We start from the raw sequence: 16,141 nt of genomic DNA, 5'->3' as shown, positions 1-16,141 counted from the left end.
CGACTCACTTGTAGAGGAGGTATTCCTTTCGAATCCTCCGGAAGACGGCCAGTTCCTCCCGCCAGCCCGCCACCACCTCGTCGGTGCTCGCGCCCGCGTCGATCGCGGTACGCACGCGCGTGGAGCCCGTGAGCTTGTCGATCCAGTTGTCGGACCGCCAGGCGAAGCCGCTCCACACCTTCCTGGCGGTCACCAGCAGCGCGATTCCGGTGCGTACGGGGTCGTATGCGGCCCGGTCGTGCACATGGATCTGTACGCCGCCGATCGTCTTCCCCTGGAACTTGGAGAAGGTCGGCGCGAAGTAGGCCTCCCTGAAGTGCACGCCGGGCAGGCCGAGTTCGTTCGCCGCGGCCGCCCACTTCCCGTCGATGCCGTCCGCGCCGAGCAGTTCGAAGGGGCGGGTGGTGCCGCGGCCCTCCGACAGGTTGGTGCCCTCGAACATGCACGTCCCCGAGTACACGAGCGCCGTGTCGGGGGTCGGCATGTTGGGGCTCGGCGGTACCCAGGGGAGGCCGTGGGCGTCGTAGAACTCCGAGCGCTTCCAGCCCGTCATCAGTACGGTCTCGAGGGGGACGGGGGTGGCAAGGTACTCCCCGTTGAACAGCCGGGCCAGCTCGGCGACCGTCATTCCGTGTGCCTGGGAGATCGGCTGCCGGCCGACGAAGGTCGCGAACTCCTTGTGCAGGACCGGGCCTTGGGCCTCGCGGCCGGTCACGGGGTTGGGGCGGTCCAGGACGACGAAGCGTTTGCCGGCCAACTGGGCGGCCTCCATGCAGTCGTAGAGCGTCCAGATGTACGTGTAGAAGCGGGCGCCCACGTCCTGGATGTCGAAGACGACGGTGTCGACGCCGGAGGTGGTGAAGATGTCGGCGAGGGGCCGGCCGCTCTTGAGGTACGTGTCGTAGACCGGGAGGCCGGTGGCCGGGTCGTCGTAGCGGCCCTCGGAGCCGCCTGCCTGGGCGGTGCCGCGGAAGCCGTGTTCGGGGCCGAAGACGGCCTTCAGGTTCACTCGGTCGTCTGCGTGCATGACGTCGACGATGTGGTGGACGTCTCGGGTTACGCCGGTGGGGTTGGTGACGATTCCGACTCGTTGGGCGTCCAGAAGTGCGTAGCCTTCGGCGGAGAGGCGTTCGAAGCCGGTGCGAAGTTTCTTGCGGGGGGCGGCTGCGGAGGCCGGGGGTGCCGCTGTGAGGGAAGCTGCTGCCGTTGTCGCTGCGAGTAGAGCTCGTCTGGATAGGCGCATGTGGGGCACGGTATTGCTCCTGCGGGTTGTGTGGAAGGTGCGGGTTCGTTGCGGCTTGTCGCGCCGTTCCCGGCGCCCCTTGGGGCGGTGCAGTCGACCTTTCCTCTTACATACCGACCGGTTAGTCTGGGCTCGCCGCAGAGCCGCAGTCGAAGGAGACCGATGGTGGAAGCCGTTCAGGGTGCTGGTGTGGTCGTCACGGGGGCCGGAGGGGGGATCGGGGCCGCTCTTGCCCGCCGGTTCGCCGCTGAGGGGGCTCGGGTCGTCGTGAACGATCTCGATGGTGACCGGGCCAAGGCGGTCGCCGACGAGATCGGTGGGATCGCAGTACCCGGCGACGCCTCCGCCATCGTCGGCGACGCCCGCGACGCGCTCGGTGGGACCGTCGACGTGTACTGCGCCAATGCCGGGGTCGCCTTCGAGGACGGGGCACAGGGGCTGTCGGCCGACGAGAAGTCGTGGGCCACTTCCTGGGACGTCAATGTCATGGCCCATGTGCGGGCGGCCGATGAGCTGCTTCCGGAGTGGCTGGAGCGCGGGAGCGGGCGGTTCGTGTCCACCGTTTCCGCCGCCGGGCTGCTGACCATGATCGGGGCGCCCTCGTACAGCGTGACCAAGCACGGGGCGTACGCCTTCGCCGAGTGGCTGTCGTTGACGTACCGGCACCGTGGGGTGAAGGTGCACGCCATCTGTCCCCAGGGGGTTCGGACGGACATGCTCGCCGCCACCGGCACCGCGGGCAACCTGGTGCTGCAGCCGACCGCGATCGAACCGGCGGATGTGGCGGACGCCCTGTTCAAGGGGATGGAGGAGGACCGGTTCCTGATCCTGCCGCACCCGGAGGTCGCCGGGTACTACCAGCTGCGGGCCGCCGAGCCGGACCGGTGGCTGGCCAACATGAACCACCTCCAGCAGAAGTGGGAGGACGTACGGTGACCGACTCCCGTTACGCGGCCAAGCCCTGGGTGGCTCTGCTCAACGACGCCCAGCGCGGCCCCATAAACCCGGTCGATTCGCTGGTGCACGCCCTGCGGCGGGCCGTCGGGGAGGCACCGGACCGTGACTTCCTCGCCTACTTCGACGGGCGGCTCAGCTATCGGGAGGTCGACGAGCTGAGCGACTCGGTCGCCGGGCATCTCGCCGCCCGTGGTCTGGAGCGCGGCGACCGGGTGGCGATCCTGCTGCAGAACTCCCCGCTCTTCGTGCTGGCGCTGCTGGGGGCGTGGAAGGCGGGCGCGACCGTCGTGCCCGTCAACCCCATGTACAAGTCGGGGGAGGTCGCGCACGTCCTGCGGGACGGCGAGGTGGCCGCGCTGATCTGCTCCGACCGGGCGTGGGACTCGTATCTGCGGGAGACGGCCGCCGACTCGCCCGTGTCGATCGTGCTCACCGGGTGCGAGCTGGACTTCCAGACGCGTGGCGACGCGCGCGTGCTGGCCTTCGAGCGGCTGCCGCAGGCCGCGGACGCCGCCGACCTGACGACCGTGGCCCGCGCCGGCTACGAGGCGCCCGAGGGGCGCCGCCTCCGGCCGTCCGACATCGCGCTGATCAGCTACACCTCGGGCACCAGCGGCACCCCCAAGGGCGCCACCAACACGCACGGCAACATCATGTGCAACGCGGAGCGGCAGCGGACGGGGCTGGCGCTGCCGGACGCCCCCGTCTACTACGCGCTCGCGCCGCTGTTCCACATCACCGGGATGGTGTGCCAGCTCGGGGCCTGTCTCAACAGCGCCGGCACGCTCGTGCTGACGTACCGCTTCGATGCGGGCGTGGTGCTGGAGGCGTTCGCCGAGCACCGGCCGCACTACACGGTCGGGCCCTCGACCGCCTTCATGGCGCTGGCCGCCCATCCCGACGTCACCCCGGATCACTTCTCGTCCTTCGTGAACATCTCCAGTGGTGGTGCGCCCGTGCCGCCGGCGCTGGTGGAGAAGTTCCGGGCGGGCTTCGGGCCGTACATTCGCAACGGTTACGGGCTGACCGAGTGCACCGCCCCCTGCGCCTCCGTGCCGCCCGGTCTGGAGGCGCCCGTCGACCCGGTGTCCGGGACGCTGGCCGTGGGTCTGCCGGGGCCGGAGACGGTCGTACGGATCGTCGACGAGCAGGGGCAGGAGGTGCCCTTCGGTGAGCAGGGCGAGATCCTCGTGCGCGGGCCGCAGGTCGTGCCCGGCTACTGGCGGCGGCCCGAAGCGACCGCCGAGACCTTCCCGGGCGGCGAGCTGCGCACCGGCGACATCGGGTTCATGGACGAGCAGGGCTGGCTGTACGTCGTCGACCGCAAGAAGGACATGATCAACGCGTCCGGCTTCAAGGTGTGGCCGCGCGAGGTCGAGGACGTCCTGTACACGCACCCGGCGGTGCGCGAGGCGGCCGTCGTCGGGGTGCCCGACGGGTACCGCGGTGAGACCGTCAAGGCGTACATCAGCCTGCGTCCGGGCGCCGAGACGGACCCGGATGAACTCGCGGTGTACTGCAAGGAGAGACTGGCTGCCTACAAGTACCCGCGGCAGGTGGAGATCCTGCCCGACTTGCCGAAGACGGCGAGTGGGAAGATCCTCCGTCGGGAGCTTCGTTCCCGCAGGCAAGCAAGCGAATAGAACTACGGCTCAGCGCCCGGAAGGCAGGTGGCGGCACAGTGCCCAGGACGACGGACGGAGACGGTACGCCCGTCCCGCAGCGGCTGCTGGCCGCCGCCACCCGGCTCTTCGCCGAGCAGGGTTACGACCGCACCTCCGTGCAGGAGATCGTCGAGGCGGCCGGCGTCACCAAGGGGGCGCTGTACCACTACTTCGGCTCCAAGGACGACCTCCTGCACGAGGTGTACGCGCGCGTGCTGCGCGTCCAGCAGGAGCGCCTCGACGCGTTCGCCGACGCCGACGAGCCGATCGAGAAGCGCCTCAGGGGCGCCGCGGCCGATGTCGTCGTCACCACGATCGAGAACCTCGACGACGCGATGATCTTCTTCCGGTCGATGCACCACCTGAGCCCCGAGAAGAACAAGCAGGTGCGCGCCGAGCGCCGTCGCTACCACGAACGCTTCCGTGCGCTGGTGGAGGAGGGCCAGGAGGCGGGGGTCTTCTCGAAGGCGACCCCGGCCGACCTGGTGGTGGACTACCACTTCGGCTCGGTCCACCACCTGTCGACCTGGTACCGCCCCGACGGGCCGATGAGCCCCCAGGAGGTCGCCGACCACCTGGCCGATCTGCTGCTGCGGGCACTGCGCCCGTAAGGCGCACACGCGCAAGCCGACATGCGTAAGGGGCGGTCGCCATGGACGACCGCCCCTTACCGCATGCCCTTACAGGTACTTCTTCAGCTCCCGTCGCGCCAGCGACCGCTGGTGCACCTCGTCCGGGCCGTCCGCGATCATCAGCGTCCGGGCCCCGGCGTACAGCTCGGCCAGCGGGAAGTCCTGGCTGACGCCGCCCGCGCCGTGCAGCTGGATCGCCCGGTCGATGATGTCGACGACCGCGCGGGGTGTGGCGATCTTGATGGCCTGGATCTCCGCGTGGGCGCCCTTGTTGCCGACGGTGTCCATAAGCCAGGCCGTCTTCAGTACGAGCAGCCGCAGCTGCTCCACGGTCACGCGCGCGTCGGCGATCCAGTTGTGCACCACGCCCTGCTGGGCCAGCGCCTTGCCGAAGGCCGTCCGGGACACCGCCCGGCGGCACATCAGCTCGATGGCCCGCTCCGCCATGCCGATCAGCCGCATGCAGTGGTGGATACGGCCAGGGCCGAGCCGGGCCTGGGCGATGGCGAAGCCGCCGCCCTCCTCGCCGATCAGGTTGGACACCGGCACGCGCGCGTGGTCGAAGATCACCTCGGCGTGGCCGCCGTGGTAGTGGTCCTCGTAGCCGAAGACCTGCATCGCGCGCTTGATCGTGACGCCGGGTGTGTCGCGCGGGACCAGGACCATGGACTGCTGGCGGCGGATGTCCGCGCCGTCCGGGTCCGTCTTGCCCATCACGATGAAGATCTTGCAGTCCGGGTTCATCGCCCCGGAGATGTACCACTTGCGGCCCGTGATGACGTACTCGTCGCCGTCCCGCTCGATGTGCGTGGTGATGTTGGTGGCGTCGGAGGAGGCCACGTCCGGCTCCGTCATCGCGAACGCCGAGCGGATCTCACCGGCCAGCAGCGGCTCCAGCCACTGCTTCTGCTGCTGCTCGTCGGCGAACTGCGCGAGCACCTCCATGTTGCCGGTGTCCGGTGCCGCGCAGTTCGTGGCGGTGGGCGCCAACTGCGGGCTGCGGCCGGTGATTTCGGCCAGCGGCGCGTACTGGAGGTTGGTCAGGCCCGCGCCGTGCTCGGCGTCCGGGAGGAAGAGGTTCCACAGGCCCTGCCTGCGCGCCTGAGCCTTCAGCTCCTCCACGACCGCCGGCGTGTCCCAGGGCGAGGCGAGCTCGGCCCGCTGCTCCTCCGCGACCGCCTCGGCCGGGTAGACGTACTCGTCCATGAAGGCGAGCAGCTTGGCGCGCAGTTCCTCGGTGCGCGCGTCGAACGCGAAGTCCATGGTCCGTCAGCCTTCCTGGAGAGTGGTCAGGCCGTGCTCGATGAAGACGGGCACCAGGTCGCCGATCCGGTCGAAGCCGCGGCCGACCGTCTGGCCCAGCGTGTAGCGGTAGTGGATGCCCTCGAGGATCACGGCGAGCTTGAACCAGGCGAACGCCGTGTACCAGGAGACGGCCGAGACATCGCGCCCGGAGCGGGCCGCGTAGCGCTCGATCAGCTCGGCGGGGTCCGGGTGGCCGGGGGCCTCGGCGGTCGTGGACACCGGGGAGTCGGGCGTGCCCAGCGGCATGCTGTACATCACCAGCAGGCCCAGGTCGGTGAGCGGGTCGCCGAGCGTCGACATCTCCCAGTCGAGGATCGCCTTGATCCTGTCGTCCTCGCCGATCAGGACGTTGTCGAGGCGGTAGTCGCCGTGGACCACGGCCGGCGCGGGGGAGGCGGGCAGCTGTCGGCCGAGCGAGGCGTGCAGCTCGTCGATGCCGGCCAGCTCGCGGTTGCGGGAGGCGTCCAACTGCTTGCCCCAGCGGCGCAGTTGGCGGTCCAGGAAGCCCTCGGGGCGGCCGAAGTCGGCGAGACCGACCTCGCCGGGGTCGACCCCGTGCAGCTCGACCAGGGTGTCCACCAGGGACAGCACCGCGCCTCGGGTGCGCTCCGGGCCGAGCGGGGCGAGCTGGTCGGCCGTGCGGTACGGGGTGCCCGCCACGAACTCCATGACGTAGAACGGCGACCCGAGCACCTCCTCGTCCTCGCAGAGCAGCACCGGGCGCGGCACCGGCACGTCCGTCGGGTGCAGTGCGCTGATCACCCGGTGCTCGCGCTTCATGTCGTGCGCCGTGGCCAGCACATGGCCGAGCGGCGGACGTCGTACGACCCATTTCGAGGTGCCGTCCGAGAGCGCGTACGTGAGGTTCGACCGTCCGCCCTCGATCAGCCGGCCGGTCAGGGGGCCGTGCACCAGACCTGGCCGCTCGCGGTCGAGCAGGCCGCGCAGCCGGTCGAGATCGAGACCTGGCGGGTGGTCGGGGCTCATCGATGCTCCTTATGCGCGCGTGAACGGGACTGGCACCATCATGCCGACTGGTCGGTATGCAGTCCAGTGGGCGGGGTGAAGGTGATCGGAGCCACGATAGGCCGACAGCTCCCCGCCGGGTGCGGCGGGGAGCTGTCGGGTTGTGCTTTCCGGCCGACGCGGGGGCGGTGCCGGGTCAGTGGTCGTCCCAGTGGCCGTTGTGCGGGGCGTGCCGGTGGCCGTCGTGCAGGTAGTCGACGTGGTCGCCGTGCAGGACGCTCTCGTGTCCGCAGTTCTCGCCGTGCCGGTGCTCGTGGGCGTCGTGGGGGGCGTGGCCGTTCGGCTCGCACTCGTCCCAGTGGCCGTCGTGTTCGCGGTGCAGATGCCCGTCGTGCGCGTAGTCGACGTGGTCTCCGTGGGGCACCTCCGTGTGTCCGCAGCCCGGGCCGTGGGCGTGGGTGTGGGAGGCGTGTTCCAGGTGGAGGGTGGTCATGGTGCTCACCTTCGGGAAGTGCGGGTGGTGACGTCGCACAGGCTGCCACGCGAACCGTACATATCGGGTCATTCGGCTTGCGTGGCGTCCCGGTTCGGCGGGGCGGGAGCGTCCGGTCAGAAGACCAGTGCGGCCCCGCACGCAGCCAGGGCCACCGTGCACAGGACCGCCGCCGTGGCGTTGCGGGGGACGAGCGGCAGCGGGCTGTCGGTCGACGCAAGGGTGCGGATGCGGCGGTGGGCGATGAGGAGGAAGCCCAGCCAGAGCGCGCAGCACAGGGCGCAGGCGACGACCCCGGTCACGGACGGGCCGCCGTGCAGTGCGGTCTTGACGGCGAGCACGGCGGCGACGGTGCTCGCCAGGGTCGTGCGCCGCCAGGCGAGCCGGGTCCGCTCCGGCTGCAGTCCGGGGTCGCGTTCCCGGTCCGCGGCGGCGTTCATCCCTCCCACCCGACGAGTACGACGACGACCATGGCGACGGCCACGACGGCGACGACGATGCTCAGCACCGCCGGGAAGCGTGAGACCGGCAGGTCCTCGCCGCGCCGCATGGCCCTCTCGCAGCGCATCCAGTGGTTGACCGCGCGCAGGGAGCACAGCACGCCGGCGCCGAGCAGTGCGAGGGCGAGTCCCACGCGCCAGGCCCAGCGCAGGTCGGGCAGGAACTGGTCCACCGCGAAGCCGCCGCCGATCAGGGCGAGAGCGGTGCGCAGCCAGGCCAGGAAGGTGCGCTCGTTCGCCAGCGAGAAGCGGTAGTCCGGCGTGCCGCCTTCTTCTCGCATCTGCTCGGGGGTGAACCAGAGCCGGATGTTCCGTGCGAATTCGATCACGGGGTGACCTTACCGATGCTGGGGGCTGCCGCCCCCAGACCCCCGCTTCGGCCCGAAAGGCCTCGTCCTCAAACGCCGGACGGGCTGGATTTGCCCCGGTAGGCCTTCCAGTGTCGGTACGCCGCCACTCCGTCCGGCACCCACTCCCACTCGGCCAACCGCCGCTCCACCTCCGCCTCCGGCAGGAAGTCGTGCCAGCCCACCTCCTCGACCTGCGGGCTGACCGGCAGGTCGCAGCGGACCTCGTACACCGCCGACCACCAGGTCTGACCGGCGCCGTCGTCGTAGAGGAACTTGAAGAGGAAGTGCGGGCTCGGGAGGCCACGGACGCCGAGTTCCTCCTCGGCCTCGCGCAGGGCCGCGTCGTCGTAGGACTCGCCCGCGCCGACCACTCCGCCGACCCACATGTCGTAGAGGGAGGGGAAGACCAGCTTGGTCGGGGTGCGGCGGTGGACGAAAAGGCGGCCGGCCGAGTCCCGGGCCTGGATGAAGACGCAGCGGTGGCGCAGGCCCTCGGCGTAGGCCCTGCCGCGCGGGGACTGGCCGATGACCTGGTCGTTCTCGTCGACGATGTCGAGGATCTCGTCTGCTGGGGTCGTCATGCCGCCATCCAAGCAGTACGGCGGTGCCGCGGTCAGTTCGGCTGCAGGTCCCGTACCCGCTCCGGCTTGGCCGAGCCGCTCGGCATGCAGGGGTGCAGACCGAGCAGGACGATGCCGCCGACGATCGCCGCGAGGCCCGCCGCCTCCCAGGCGAGCGCGCCGGTGTCGGTGCGCAGGCGGTCGCCCAGGAAGCCCACTCCGCAGAGGATGCCGGCCAGCGGCTGGGCGGCGGTGAGGGCGGGCAGCGACATGCGCAGGGGCGCCGTCTCGAAGGCGCTCTGGACCAGGACCAGGCCGGTGACACCGAGGACCACGACGCCGTACGGCTGCCAGCCGGTCACCAGCTCGGTGAGGCCGCCCTCGGAGAAGCGCTGGCCGCTGACCCGGGTGAGGGCGTCCTGGACGCCGTAGAGGAGACCCGCGGCGAGGGCGAGGAGGACGGGGGCGGCGCTCAGGCGGGAGCGCTTCGCGTAGGTCGTCAGGAGGAGGGCCAGGCCGACCATGGCGCCGATGATCAGCCAGTGGCGGAAGGGATCGGTGATCGCGGTGCCGCCGCGCGGCTCGCCCGCGACGATGAACGCCGTGACGCCGCCCGCCAGCAGTGCGAGGCCCGCCCAGCCCTGGCGGCCCAGCGGCTGTCTGGTCTGCCTGCGGGAGAGGGCGAGGGCGAAGAGGAGGTTGGTGGCGAGGAGCGGTTCGACGAGGGAGATCTCGCCCTGGCTCAGGGCGATCGCCCCGAGGACCATGCCGGCCACCATCAGCGCGATGCCGCCCAGCCAGCGCGGCACCTGCATCAGGTCGAAGAGCAGCCGCGGTGAGAGGAAGTCGCTCAGGGGTGCCCGCTGGGCCGCGTTCTGCTGGAGCACGAACCCGAAGCCCAGGCAGCAGGCGGCGCTCACGGCGAGAATCAGAACCAGGACGGACACGCTGCGTACCTCGAGTCAGATAGGCCGGGCCACGGGGTGCGTAGTGGGTGACTGTAGCGTCCCAGGGCCCGGCTTGCCCCTGGGAGTGCCCGGATCCGGGCCGTCGATTCGGTCACGTCGCCCGGACGATCAAAGGGACGATCAAGGGCGGTGACTCGGTTGTTCCGCCATGGTGCGGGGCCGGGGCGGGGCGCGCCATGGCGTACGCCACACGGTGACCGGCGGCACGGTGGCGACAGCCGGCGGCTTGATCACAAGTGCCCCTCCAGTAACGGAAGTTGACGCGTGTAACGCCAGTTCGTCCCTTGACGCAAACCATTGGCTGCGGGTTTGCTGTGCGTGACCAGTCGACGGCAAACCGAAACCAGGTTCCGCGGTGCCACCACCCCCGCCATCTCTAGGCCGGGGCCGCAAGCGCGCGGCCCAGGTTCTCGACGCGGCCCTGGACGACGCCGAACTCGTCGGCGCCCGGGCCGCGTTGGCGCAGGGGCGGTGGCAGGCCGCGCGGTCGCTGCTCGTGCAGACCGGTGACGACTGGGACCGGCGCGGACACCGGATCACCGTCCTCGCCCTGGAGCCGTACAGCTCCGCCTGGGCCCGGGACTGGCTGCTCGCCGAGCCCGACTCCGCCGATGCCGCCGTACTGCTCGCGCTCTCACTCGTCCAGCAGGCCCTGCGCGGCAAGGAGAAGCCGGACCGCGCCCGCGGTGCCTGCCGGGACGCCGCCGCGCTGGTGCCCGCCGACCCCACCCCGTGGCTCGGGCTGCTGATGCTGGAGCGTGCCGTCGGCGGCGGGGCGGAGACCGAGCTGCTCTTCGACGAGGTCCGGGCCCGGTACGCCGACCATCACCACGCCCACCACCTGATGGTCGCCCGCCTCGCCGAGCGCCGCGCCGACGCCGGTCCGGACCCGCTGCACGAGGTCTACGACTTCGCCAACTGGGCCGCCGAGCAGGCCCCCGCCGACTCCCCGCTCGCGATCCTCCCGGTCGTGGCGCACGCCGAGCGCTACCGCGTCCTGGCCGCCGCCGGATTCGAGCCCGCCGACCCGGCCGCCTCGCGCCACTGGAGCGGGCGCCGGGCCCGGCAGGTGATGAAGGCCGCCTTCGACTGGTGGCTGGAGTGGGAGCACGAGGGCCACCCGCGCCGCCTGGTCGACCTCAACTTCCTCGCCCACGCCAAGGTCTGCGAGGGCCGGGGCGCCGAGGCCGCCGCACTGTTCCACCGGATCGGCGAGCACGCCACCGCCGCGCCCTGGTCGTACCCGGACCGCGATCCGCACTCCGCCTTCCGTGCCGCGCGCGCCGCCGCGCTCGGCACGGCATGACAGTCAGACGTCGACAGAAGGATGGTCCCCCGATGACCACGGGCAATTCGAGTGCGAGCAGACCCGCCGCCATCAGTACCTATCTCGGCGAGGAACGCGCCCTGCGCGCCGACCGCCTCGGCACGGGGGGCCTGCTGCTCTCCGTGCTCGCCGCGACCGCACCCCTCATGGTGGTCGCCGGTGTCATGCCCACCACATTCGCGGTGATGGGCATCGTCGGACAGCCCCTGCTCTTCGTCGTCCTCGGTGTGGTGCTGGTCCTCTTCAGCGTCGGCTACGCGGAGATGAGCCGGCACGTGCACAACGCGGGCGCCTTCTACGCCTACATCTCCCGCGGACTCGGCGGCACCGCGGGAGCGAGCGCGGCCCTGGTCGCCCTCGCCGCCTACAGCGCCCTCCAGGTCGGCATCTACGGCATCTTCGGCTTCGAGGTCTCCGGGCTGTTCGCCACCTACGCCGACGTCGACGTCTCGTGGTGGATACCGGCGCTGGCGGCCGTGCTGCTCGTCGGCGCGCTGGGCTGGCTGAAGATCGACGTCAACGCGCGCGTGCTCGGCGTGCTGCTGGTCGTCGAGGTGATCCTGGTCGTCGTCTTCGACTTCGCGGCGATCGCGGACCCGGCCAAGCAGGGCCTCTCCCTGCACGCCTTCAACCCGGACACACTCACCGGCGCCGGCGTCGGCACCGCCCTGTGCTTCTGCATCGCCGCCTTCACCGGCTTCGAGCAGGCGCCCGTGTACGCCGAGGAGACCAGCCGGCCGCACGTCCTCGTCCCGCGCGTGATGCTGCTCGCGGTCGGTTTCGTCACCGTCTTCTTCGCGGTCAGCTCCTGGGCGTACACCGTCGCCACCGGCCCCTCCGCGATCGTCGGCACCGCGCAGAAGCAGAGCGCCGGGCTGCTGTTCTTCCTGACCGAGGACCGGCTCGGCGCCACCTTCACCGACGTCCTGCACGTCCTGTTCGTGACCGGCATGTTCGCGGCACTGCTCAGCTTCCACAACGTCGTCGCCCGGTACGCCTTCGCCATGGGCCGCGAGGGACTGCTGCCGCGGACCTTCGGCCGGACGACGGGCACGAGCGGAGCGCCCGGCACGGGCTCCCTGCTGCAGACCGCCGTCTCCGCGGTCGTCGTCATCGCCTTCGCGGTCGCCGACGACAAGCCCACCGGCGACCCGACCGAACCCGTCCTGCACCTGTTCACCTGGTTCGGCAACATCGGCGCGCTCGGCGTGATCCTGCTGATGGCGGCGGCCTCGGTCTCGGTCATCGTCTTCTTCGCCCGGCGCGGGGCCGTGGGCGCCCAGGCCTGGCGGCTGGTCACCTCCGCGCTCGCCGCCGTCGCCCTGCTGGTGATCGCCGGCTACACGGTCAAGGACTTCGACGTCCTGGTCGGCGCCGGCCCGGACTCGGCCCTGAGCTGGGCGCTGCCCGGCATCATCGGCCTCGCCCTGATCGTCGGCCTGGTCCAGGGTCTGGTCCTGCGCTCCCGCTCGCCCGAGGCCCACGCCCGCATCGGTCTCGGCAATGAGGCGTTCCAGCTGGACAAGGCGGCGCAGGAGACGCCGTAGCAACCCGGGTTTCTGAGAACGCCGTAAGAAGTGATTACGGAACCCTGACGAGCACCCGCGATTCCTGGCCGGGCCGGGGTCGCGGGTGTTCGAATGGGTACGTGAACTCCGAACAACCCGAGGAACCCGGCGAGCCGGAGCCGCCCGAGCAGCGCGGCACTCCGGTCGGCCGGCGCGTGCTGCTCGGCACCATCGGTCTGGGCGCCCTCGGCGTGGTCGCCGCGCCCACGCTGCAGCGCGCGCTGGAGGGCTTCCTGGGTGCCGCGGCCGACAAGGACCCCACCGGCCTGACGGGCCTGCTGCCCAACGGCGGCGGCTTCCGCTACTACTCGGTGACCTCCTCCGTACCGCACAGGAACGCCTCGAACTACCGGCTCACGGTGGACGGCCTGGTCGACCACCCGAAGACCTACACACTCGACGACCTGCGCGCCCTGCCGCAGACCAAGCTGGTCAAGGACGTCCAGTGCGTGACCGGGTGGCGGGTGCCGGACACACCGTTCGAAGGGGTGCGCCTGTCCCGGCTGCTGGACGCCGCGGGGGTGCGGGCCAAGGCCGGGGCGGTGCGCTTCACCTGCTTCGACGGGGCGTACACCGAGAGCCTCACCCTCGAACAGGCCCGCCGCTCCGACGTCCTGGTCGCGCTGCGCATGCAGAACAAGGACATCGGCCACAACCACGGCGGCCCGGTCCGCCTGTACGTGGCGCCCATGTACTTCTACAAGTCCGCCAAGTGGCTCTCCGGCATCACCGTCACCGAGGACGTGAAGCCGGGCTACTGGGAGGAGCGGGGCTACGACGTCGACGCCTGGGTCGGCAAGTCGAACGGGCGGGAAGATGACCCTACGAGCTGAGGCGCACACCCCGTCGGTCACCGAGGTCCGCCGGTTCGGCCCGGTGCAGAAGTGGGTGCACCGCACCACGGCCGCGCTGATGGGTGTGTGCGTGGTGACGGCCGCCTTCCTGTACGTCCCGGAGCTCGCCGAAATGGTCGGCCGCCGCGAGCTGGTGGTCCGTGTCCACGAGTGCGCCGGGCTCGCCCTGCCGGTGCCCGTCCTGGTGGGTCTCGTCTTCCGTCACTTCCGCGCCGACCTGGGGCACCTGAACCGCTTCGGGCCGCACGACAAGGTCTGGCTGCGCGCGGCCCTGCGCCGGGACAAGCGGCAGTCGCAGCGTCCGGCGGCGAAGTTCAACGCGGGGCAGAAGATCTATGCGGCCTGGATCGCCGGGGCGTCGCTGGTGATGCTCGGCACGGGGCTGATCATGTGGTTCACCCACCTCACCCCGCTGATGTGGCGCACCAGCGCGACCTTCGTCCACGACTGGCTGGCCCTGACGGTCGGCATCGTGCTCGCCGGTCACATCGGCATGGCGATCGGTGATCCGCAGGCGCGCCAGGGGCTACGCACGGGGAAGGTGAGCCGGGAGTGGGCCGAACGGGAGCATCCCTTGTGGCGTCCCTGACGGCACGCTCGGCGACGGGAGCACGTTCGGTGCCACGACGGTGAAGGCGTCCTCGAGCCGCACCTCGACGGCGCCGTACCGGACGACCACGTCGACGGTCTTCGGGTAGCCGTCCAGGGCCGGGACGACCGCGGACAGCACCACTTCGTCACCGGACTCGGACCGCGGCACCGGTGGCCCGGGCAACTGCTTGCCGCCGATCAACACGCTGCCGTAACGCAGCAGTTCGGCATGGTCGAAGTAGGTGCCGCGCAGCTCGATCCCGACCGTGTCGCCCGGCTGGGCCTCGTTCCTGTCCACCCCGGCGATCCGATAGACGCACGCGGGTGTGCCGCCCGACGAAGCCTGCAACTGCACGGTGGCGTCCGGGTGTTGCCGGTGGAAGTCCAGCAGCCCGCCCAGTACGGCGTAGGCGGCCCGGCCCTTGCAGGTGTCGGCCTTGCCCGCGAGAGCGGTGTACTCCCGGGCCGCTGTCTCCCAGCTGCCGCCCTTGCCCTGGACGGCCAGGCAGGCGGCGGCGAGGGCCCGCAGCACCCGCCACTCCGGGTCCGCGGAGACCGGTGGGATCACCTTGAGGGCGGCCCGGCACCGGGCGGGGTCGCGGAGGCGGTCGTAGACGCTCGCCGGGTCCGGTACGGCGTCGGCGTTGGGCGAGGCGGGGCCCCGTGGGAGCCAACCGGGGCTCAGGAGGGGCTTGTTGCCGGCGGAAGGGGTGGGGGAGGCGCTGCTCGGGGGCGGCGTGGTGGTGTGGGTGTGGTGCGGTCCGCTCGGGCCGACCGTGCCGCTCGCCTCCCCGGCGGGTGACGTCCGGGGAGTGGGGGAGGCGGATGACGTGTGGGTGCGCGGGCTGTCCGACGGCCCGACGGGCACGACCGTGCCCTCCCGGCCCCCTCGGTCCGGCCTGCCACTTCCGTCACCGCCGAAGGCCGCGACGGCCACCGCCACCGCTCCGACCACGAGCAGCCCCGAGATACGCATCCCGAGGGAAACCGCCATGACGCCCCCCGACACGGTCGGCCCCTGGACGCCGTGGTCCAGGGGTCCCCTCATCATCGGGCCGACCGTGCCGTCGGGGAAGCCGTCTTTTGCGGATCGTTAGGGGATGTTCAGGAAGTGCCGTTGGGGGACGTTCATGACGTTCCGAAGTCCAGCAGCACCTTGCAGGAACGGCTGCGGTCGGCGGCCAGGGCGAACGCCGACTCCGCGTCCGTCACCGGGACAACCGCGCTGACCAGCCCGTCGAACGCCGGCTCGGCGGCGAGCAGCCGCAGCGCCTCGTCGAACTCCGTGTCGAAGCGGAACGCGCCCCGCAGCTCGATCTCCCGGCTGACGACGAGGTTCCCGGCGAACGGGCTCGGCCCCGGCGGCAGCATCCCCAGCTGGACGACGACCCCACCGCGCCGCACCAGACGCAGACAGGTGTCCAGCCCGGCGGCCACCCCGGACGCCTCGACGGCCACGTCCACCTCGGCCGGCCACCCGGCGTCGTCCGGATCGTCGGCCCGTACGAGGGTGTCGGCACCGGCGATTCGCGCGTACTCCAGGGCCGCCGGGAGCAGGTCGGTGACCGTCACCCGTGCGGCGCCCGCCGCCTTGGCCGCCGCGACCACCAGGCAGCCGATGGGACCGGCGCCGGTGACCAGGACGTGCCTGCCGGTCAGGTCGCCCGCCCGGCGTACGGCGTGCAGGGCGACGGAGAGCGGTTCGGCGAGTGCCGCCCGCTGCAGCTCCAGGCCCTCCGGGAGCGGCCTCAACTGCTCGGTGGGTACGACCACTTGGGCCGCGAAGCCGCCCTGGATGTGCGGGAAACGGGCCGCGCTGCCGAGGTAGCGCGTGTCCCGGCAGACGTTGCGCCGCCCGTCCACGCACTCGGGGCAGGCGCCGCACGGCGTCGCGGGGTGCACGGCAACGGCCGTACCGGGAACCGGACCTGACGCCCCGGCACCGTACGCGACGACCGTGCCCACCACCTCGTGCCCCAGCAGCATCGGTTCCTTGAGGCGGAAGTCGCCGACCCCGCCGTGCCGCCAGTAGTGCAGGTCGGAGCCGCAGACGCCGCCGAAGCGGACGGCGATCAGCGCCTCACCGGGCCCGGGCTCCGGGACCGGCAACTCCTCTACGCGCAGGTCGTCCTGAGCGTGGATCACACAACCGAGCATCCCGAA

General features: G+C 71.4%; 17 protein-coding genes. 7 read left to right on the top strand and 10 right to left on the bottom strand.

The features are described 5' to 3' along the window. Nucleotides 1-4: 4 nt before the first annotated feature. On the bottom strand, nt 5-1,243 hold the full coding sequence (locus ACFY1L_RS19010) for an exo-beta-N-acetylmuramidase NamZ domain-containing protein (protein WP_388824986.1): 1,239 nt from the start codon (nt 1,241-1,243) through the stop codon (nt 5-7). Nucleotides 1,244-1,405: 162 nt separating this feature from the next. Here ACFY1L_RS19010 and ACFY1L_RS19005 point away from each other — a divergent pair, with 162 nt between their 5' ends. From ACFY1L_RS19005 to ACFY1L_RS18995, 3 genes are read left to right on the top strand one after another with little or no spacing between them, the layout of a single operon-like run. Next, on the top strand, nt 1,406-2,179 hold the full coding sequence (locus ACFY1L_RS19005; RefSeq protein ID WP_388824983.1) for an SDR family oxidoreductase: 774 nt from the start codon (nt 1,406-1,408) through the stop codon (nt 2,177-2,179). After that, nucleotides 2,176-3,843: a class I adenylate-forming enzyme family protein gene (locus ACFY1L_RS19000; RefSeq protein ID WP_388824980.1), complete on the top strand. Its 1,668-nt coding sequence runs from the start codon at nt 2,176-2,178 to the stop codon at nt 3,841-3,843. Before ACFY1L_RS19005 ends, ACFY1L_RS19000 begins: the two co-directional genes overlap by 4 nt. A 38-nt stretch (nt 3,844-3,881) precedes the next feature. Further along, complete coding sequence (locus ACFY1L_RS18995) at nt 3,882-4,475, top strand: TetR/AcrR family transcriptional regulator (RefSeq protein ID WP_361277139.1); 594 nt, start codon at nt 3,882-3,884, stop codon at nt 4,473-4,475. 69 nt (nt 4,476-4,544) lie between these two features. Here the strand turns inward: ACFY1L_RS18995 and ACFY1L_RS18990 are convergent, their stop codons facing one another. The 7 genes from ACFY1L_RS18990 to ACFY1L_RS18960 all read right to left on the bottom strand — a co-directional run bounded on the left by ACFY1L_RS18990 (nt 4,545) and on the right by ACFY1L_RS18960 (nt 9,617). Beyond that, nucleotides 4,545-5,759 carry an acyl-CoA dehydrogenase gene (locus tag ACFY1L_RS18990; protein WP_388824978.1) on the bottom strand — a complete coding sequence of 405 codons (1,215 nt, stop codon included), beginning with the start codon at nt 5,757-5,759 and terminating at the stop codon, nt 4,545-4,547. 6 nt (nt 5,760-5,765) lie between these two features. Next, entirely contained in the window at nt 5,766-6,788 is a 1,023-nt protein-coding gene (locus ACFY1L_RS18985) for a phosphotransferase family protein (protein WP_388824975.1), read from the bottom strand. A gap of 175 nt (nt 6,789-6,963) precedes the next feature. After that, entirely contained in the window at nt 6,964-7,260 is a 297-nt protein-coding gene (locus ACFY1L_RS18980) for a hypothetical protein (RefSeq protein WP_388824973.1), read from the bottom strand. A 116-nt stretch (nt 7,261-7,376) separates the two neighbouring features. Then, nucleotides 7,377-7,700, bottom strand: coding sequence for a DUF202 domain-containing protein (locus tag ACFY1L_RS18975; protein WP_388824970.1), 324 nt, complete (start codon nt 7,698-7,700; stop codon nt 7,377-7,379). After that, nucleotides 7,697-8,089, bottom strand: a complete 393-nt coding sequence (locus ACFY1L_RS18970) for a YidH family protein (protein WP_388824967.1) — start codon at nt 8,087-8,089, stop codon at nt 7,697-7,699. Before ACFY1L_RS18970 ends, ACFY1L_RS18975 begins: the two co-directional genes overlap by 4 nt. Before the next feature lie 68 nt (nt 8,090-8,157). Continuing rightward, nucleotides 8,158-8,691, bottom strand: a complete 534-nt coding sequence (locus ACFY1L_RS18965; RefSeq protein ID WP_388824964.1) for an NUDIX hydrolase — start codon at nt 8,689-8,691, stop codon at nt 8,158-8,160. Between the two features lie 32 nt (nt 8,692-8,723). Then, nucleotides 8,724-9,617 carry a DMT family transporter gene (locus ACFY1L_RS18960; protein WP_388824961.1) on the bottom strand — a complete coding sequence of 298 codons (894 nt, stop codon included), beginning with the start codon at nt 9,615-9,617 and terminating at the stop codon, nt 8,724-8,726. Between the two features lie 376 nt (nt 9,618-9,993). Between ACFY1L_RS18960 and ACFY1L_RS18955 the strand changes: the two genes are divergently transcribed. From ACFY1L_RS18955 to ACFY1L_RS18940, 4 genes are all read left to right on the top strand, one after another. Beyond that, a complete protein-coding gene (locus ACFY1L_RS18955; RefSeq protein ID WP_388824958.1) occupies nt 9,994-10,944 on the top strand; it encodes a hypothetical protein in 951 nt (316 codons plus the stop codon). 32 nt (nt 10,945-10,976) lie between these two features. Next, complete coding sequence (locus ACFY1L_RS18950; protein ID WP_388824955.1) at nt 10,977-12,512, top strand: APC family permease; 1,536 nt, start codon at nt 10,977-10,979, stop codon at nt 12,510-12,512. Between the two features lie 101 nt (nt 12,513-12,613). After that, complete coding sequence (locus ACFY1L_RS18945) at nt 12,614-13,366, top strand: molybdopterin-dependent oxidoreductase (protein WP_388824952.1); 753 nt, start codon at nt 12,614-12,616, stop codon at nt 13,364-13,366. After that, nucleotides 13,350-13,976: a cytochrome b/b6 domain-containing protein gene (locus ACFY1L_RS18940; RefSeq protein WP_388824949.1), complete on the top strand. Its 627-nt coding sequence runs from the start codon at nt 13,350-13,352 to the stop codon at nt 13,974-13,976. The genes ACFY1L_RS18945 and ACFY1L_RS18940 overlap by 17 nt, the downstream gene beginning before the upstream one ends. Here the strand turns inward: ACFY1L_RS18940 and ACFY1L_RS18935 are convergent. Together ACFY1L_RS18935 and ACFY1L_RS18930 are read right to left on the bottom strand one after the other, a co-directional pair. Beyond that, a complete protein-coding gene (locus ACFY1L_RS18935) occupies nt 13,914-15,029 on the bottom strand; it encodes a hypothetical protein (protein ID WP_388824946.1) in 1,116 nt (371 codons plus the stop codon). The genes ACFY1L_RS18940 and ACFY1L_RS18935 overlap by 63 nt on opposite strands. Before the next feature lie 77 nt (nt 15,030-15,106). Beyond that, nucleotides 15,107-16,135, bottom strand: a complete 1,029-nt coding sequence (locus ACFY1L_RS18930; protein WP_388824943.1) for an L-idonate 5-dehydrogenase — start codon at nt 16,133-16,135, stop codon at nt 15,107-15,109. Between the last annotated feature and the right edge of the window lie 6 nt (nt 16,136-16,141).

Source organism: Streptomyces sp. NPDC001663 (genome assembly GCF_042893105.1).
Lineage (GTDB): Bacteria > Actinomycetota > Actinomycetes > Streptomycetales > Streptomycetaceae > Streptomyces.
This window is presented reverse-complemented; position numbering and strand designations above follow the sequence as displayed.

What these genes read in the sequence shown, in the direction of transcription:
- ACFY1L_RS19010 (WP_388824986.1), bottom strand. Translation starts at nt 1,243, where the DNA reads ATGCGCCTATCCAGACGAGCTCTACTCGCAGCGACAACGGCAGCAGCT.
- ACFY1L_RS19005 (WP_388824983.1), top strand. Translation starts at nt 1,406, where the DNA reads ATGGTGGAAGCCGTTCAGGGTGCTGGTGTGGTCGTCACGGGGGCCGGA.
- ACFY1L_RS18990 (WP_388824978.1), bottom strand. Translation starts at nt 5,759, where the DNA reads ATGGACTTCGCGTTCGACGCGCGCACCGAGGAACTGCGCGCCAAGCTG.
- ACFY1L_RS18985 (WP_388824975.1), bottom strand. Translation starts at nt 6,788, where the DNA reads ATGAGCCCCGACCACCCGCCAGGTCTCGATCTCGACCGGCTGCGCGGC.
- ACFY1L_RS18980 (WP_388824973.1), bottom strand. Translation starts at nt 7,260, where the DNA reads ATGACCACCCTCCACCTGGAACACGCCTCCCACACCCACGCCCACGGC.
- ACFY1L_RS18975 (WP_388824970.1), bottom strand. Translation starts at nt 7,700, where the DNA reads ATGAACGCCGCCGCGGACCGGGAACGCGACCCCGGACTGCAGCCGGAG.
- ACFY1L_RS18965 (WP_388824964.1), bottom strand. Translation starts at nt 8,691, where the DNA reads ATGACGACCCCAGCAGACGAGATCCTCGACATCGTCGACGAGAACGAC.
- ACFY1L_RS18950 (WP_388824955.1), top strand. Translation starts at nt 10,977, where the DNA reads ATGACCACGGGCAATTCGAGTGCGAGCAGACCCGCCGCCATCAGTACC.
- ACFY1L_RS18940 (WP_388824949.1), top strand. Translation starts at nt 13,350, where the DNA reads ATGACCCTACGAGCTGAGGCGCACACCCCGTCGGTCACCGAGGTCCGC.
- ACFY1L_RS18935 (WP_388824946.1), bottom strand. Translation starts at nt 15,029, where the DNA reads ATGATGAGGGGACCCCTGGACCACGGCGTCCAGGGGCCGACCGTGTCG.
- ACFY1L_RS18930 (WP_388824943.1), bottom strand. Translation starts at nt 16,135, where the DNA reads ATGCTCGGTTGTGTGATCCACGCTCAGGACGACCTGCGCGTAGAGGAG.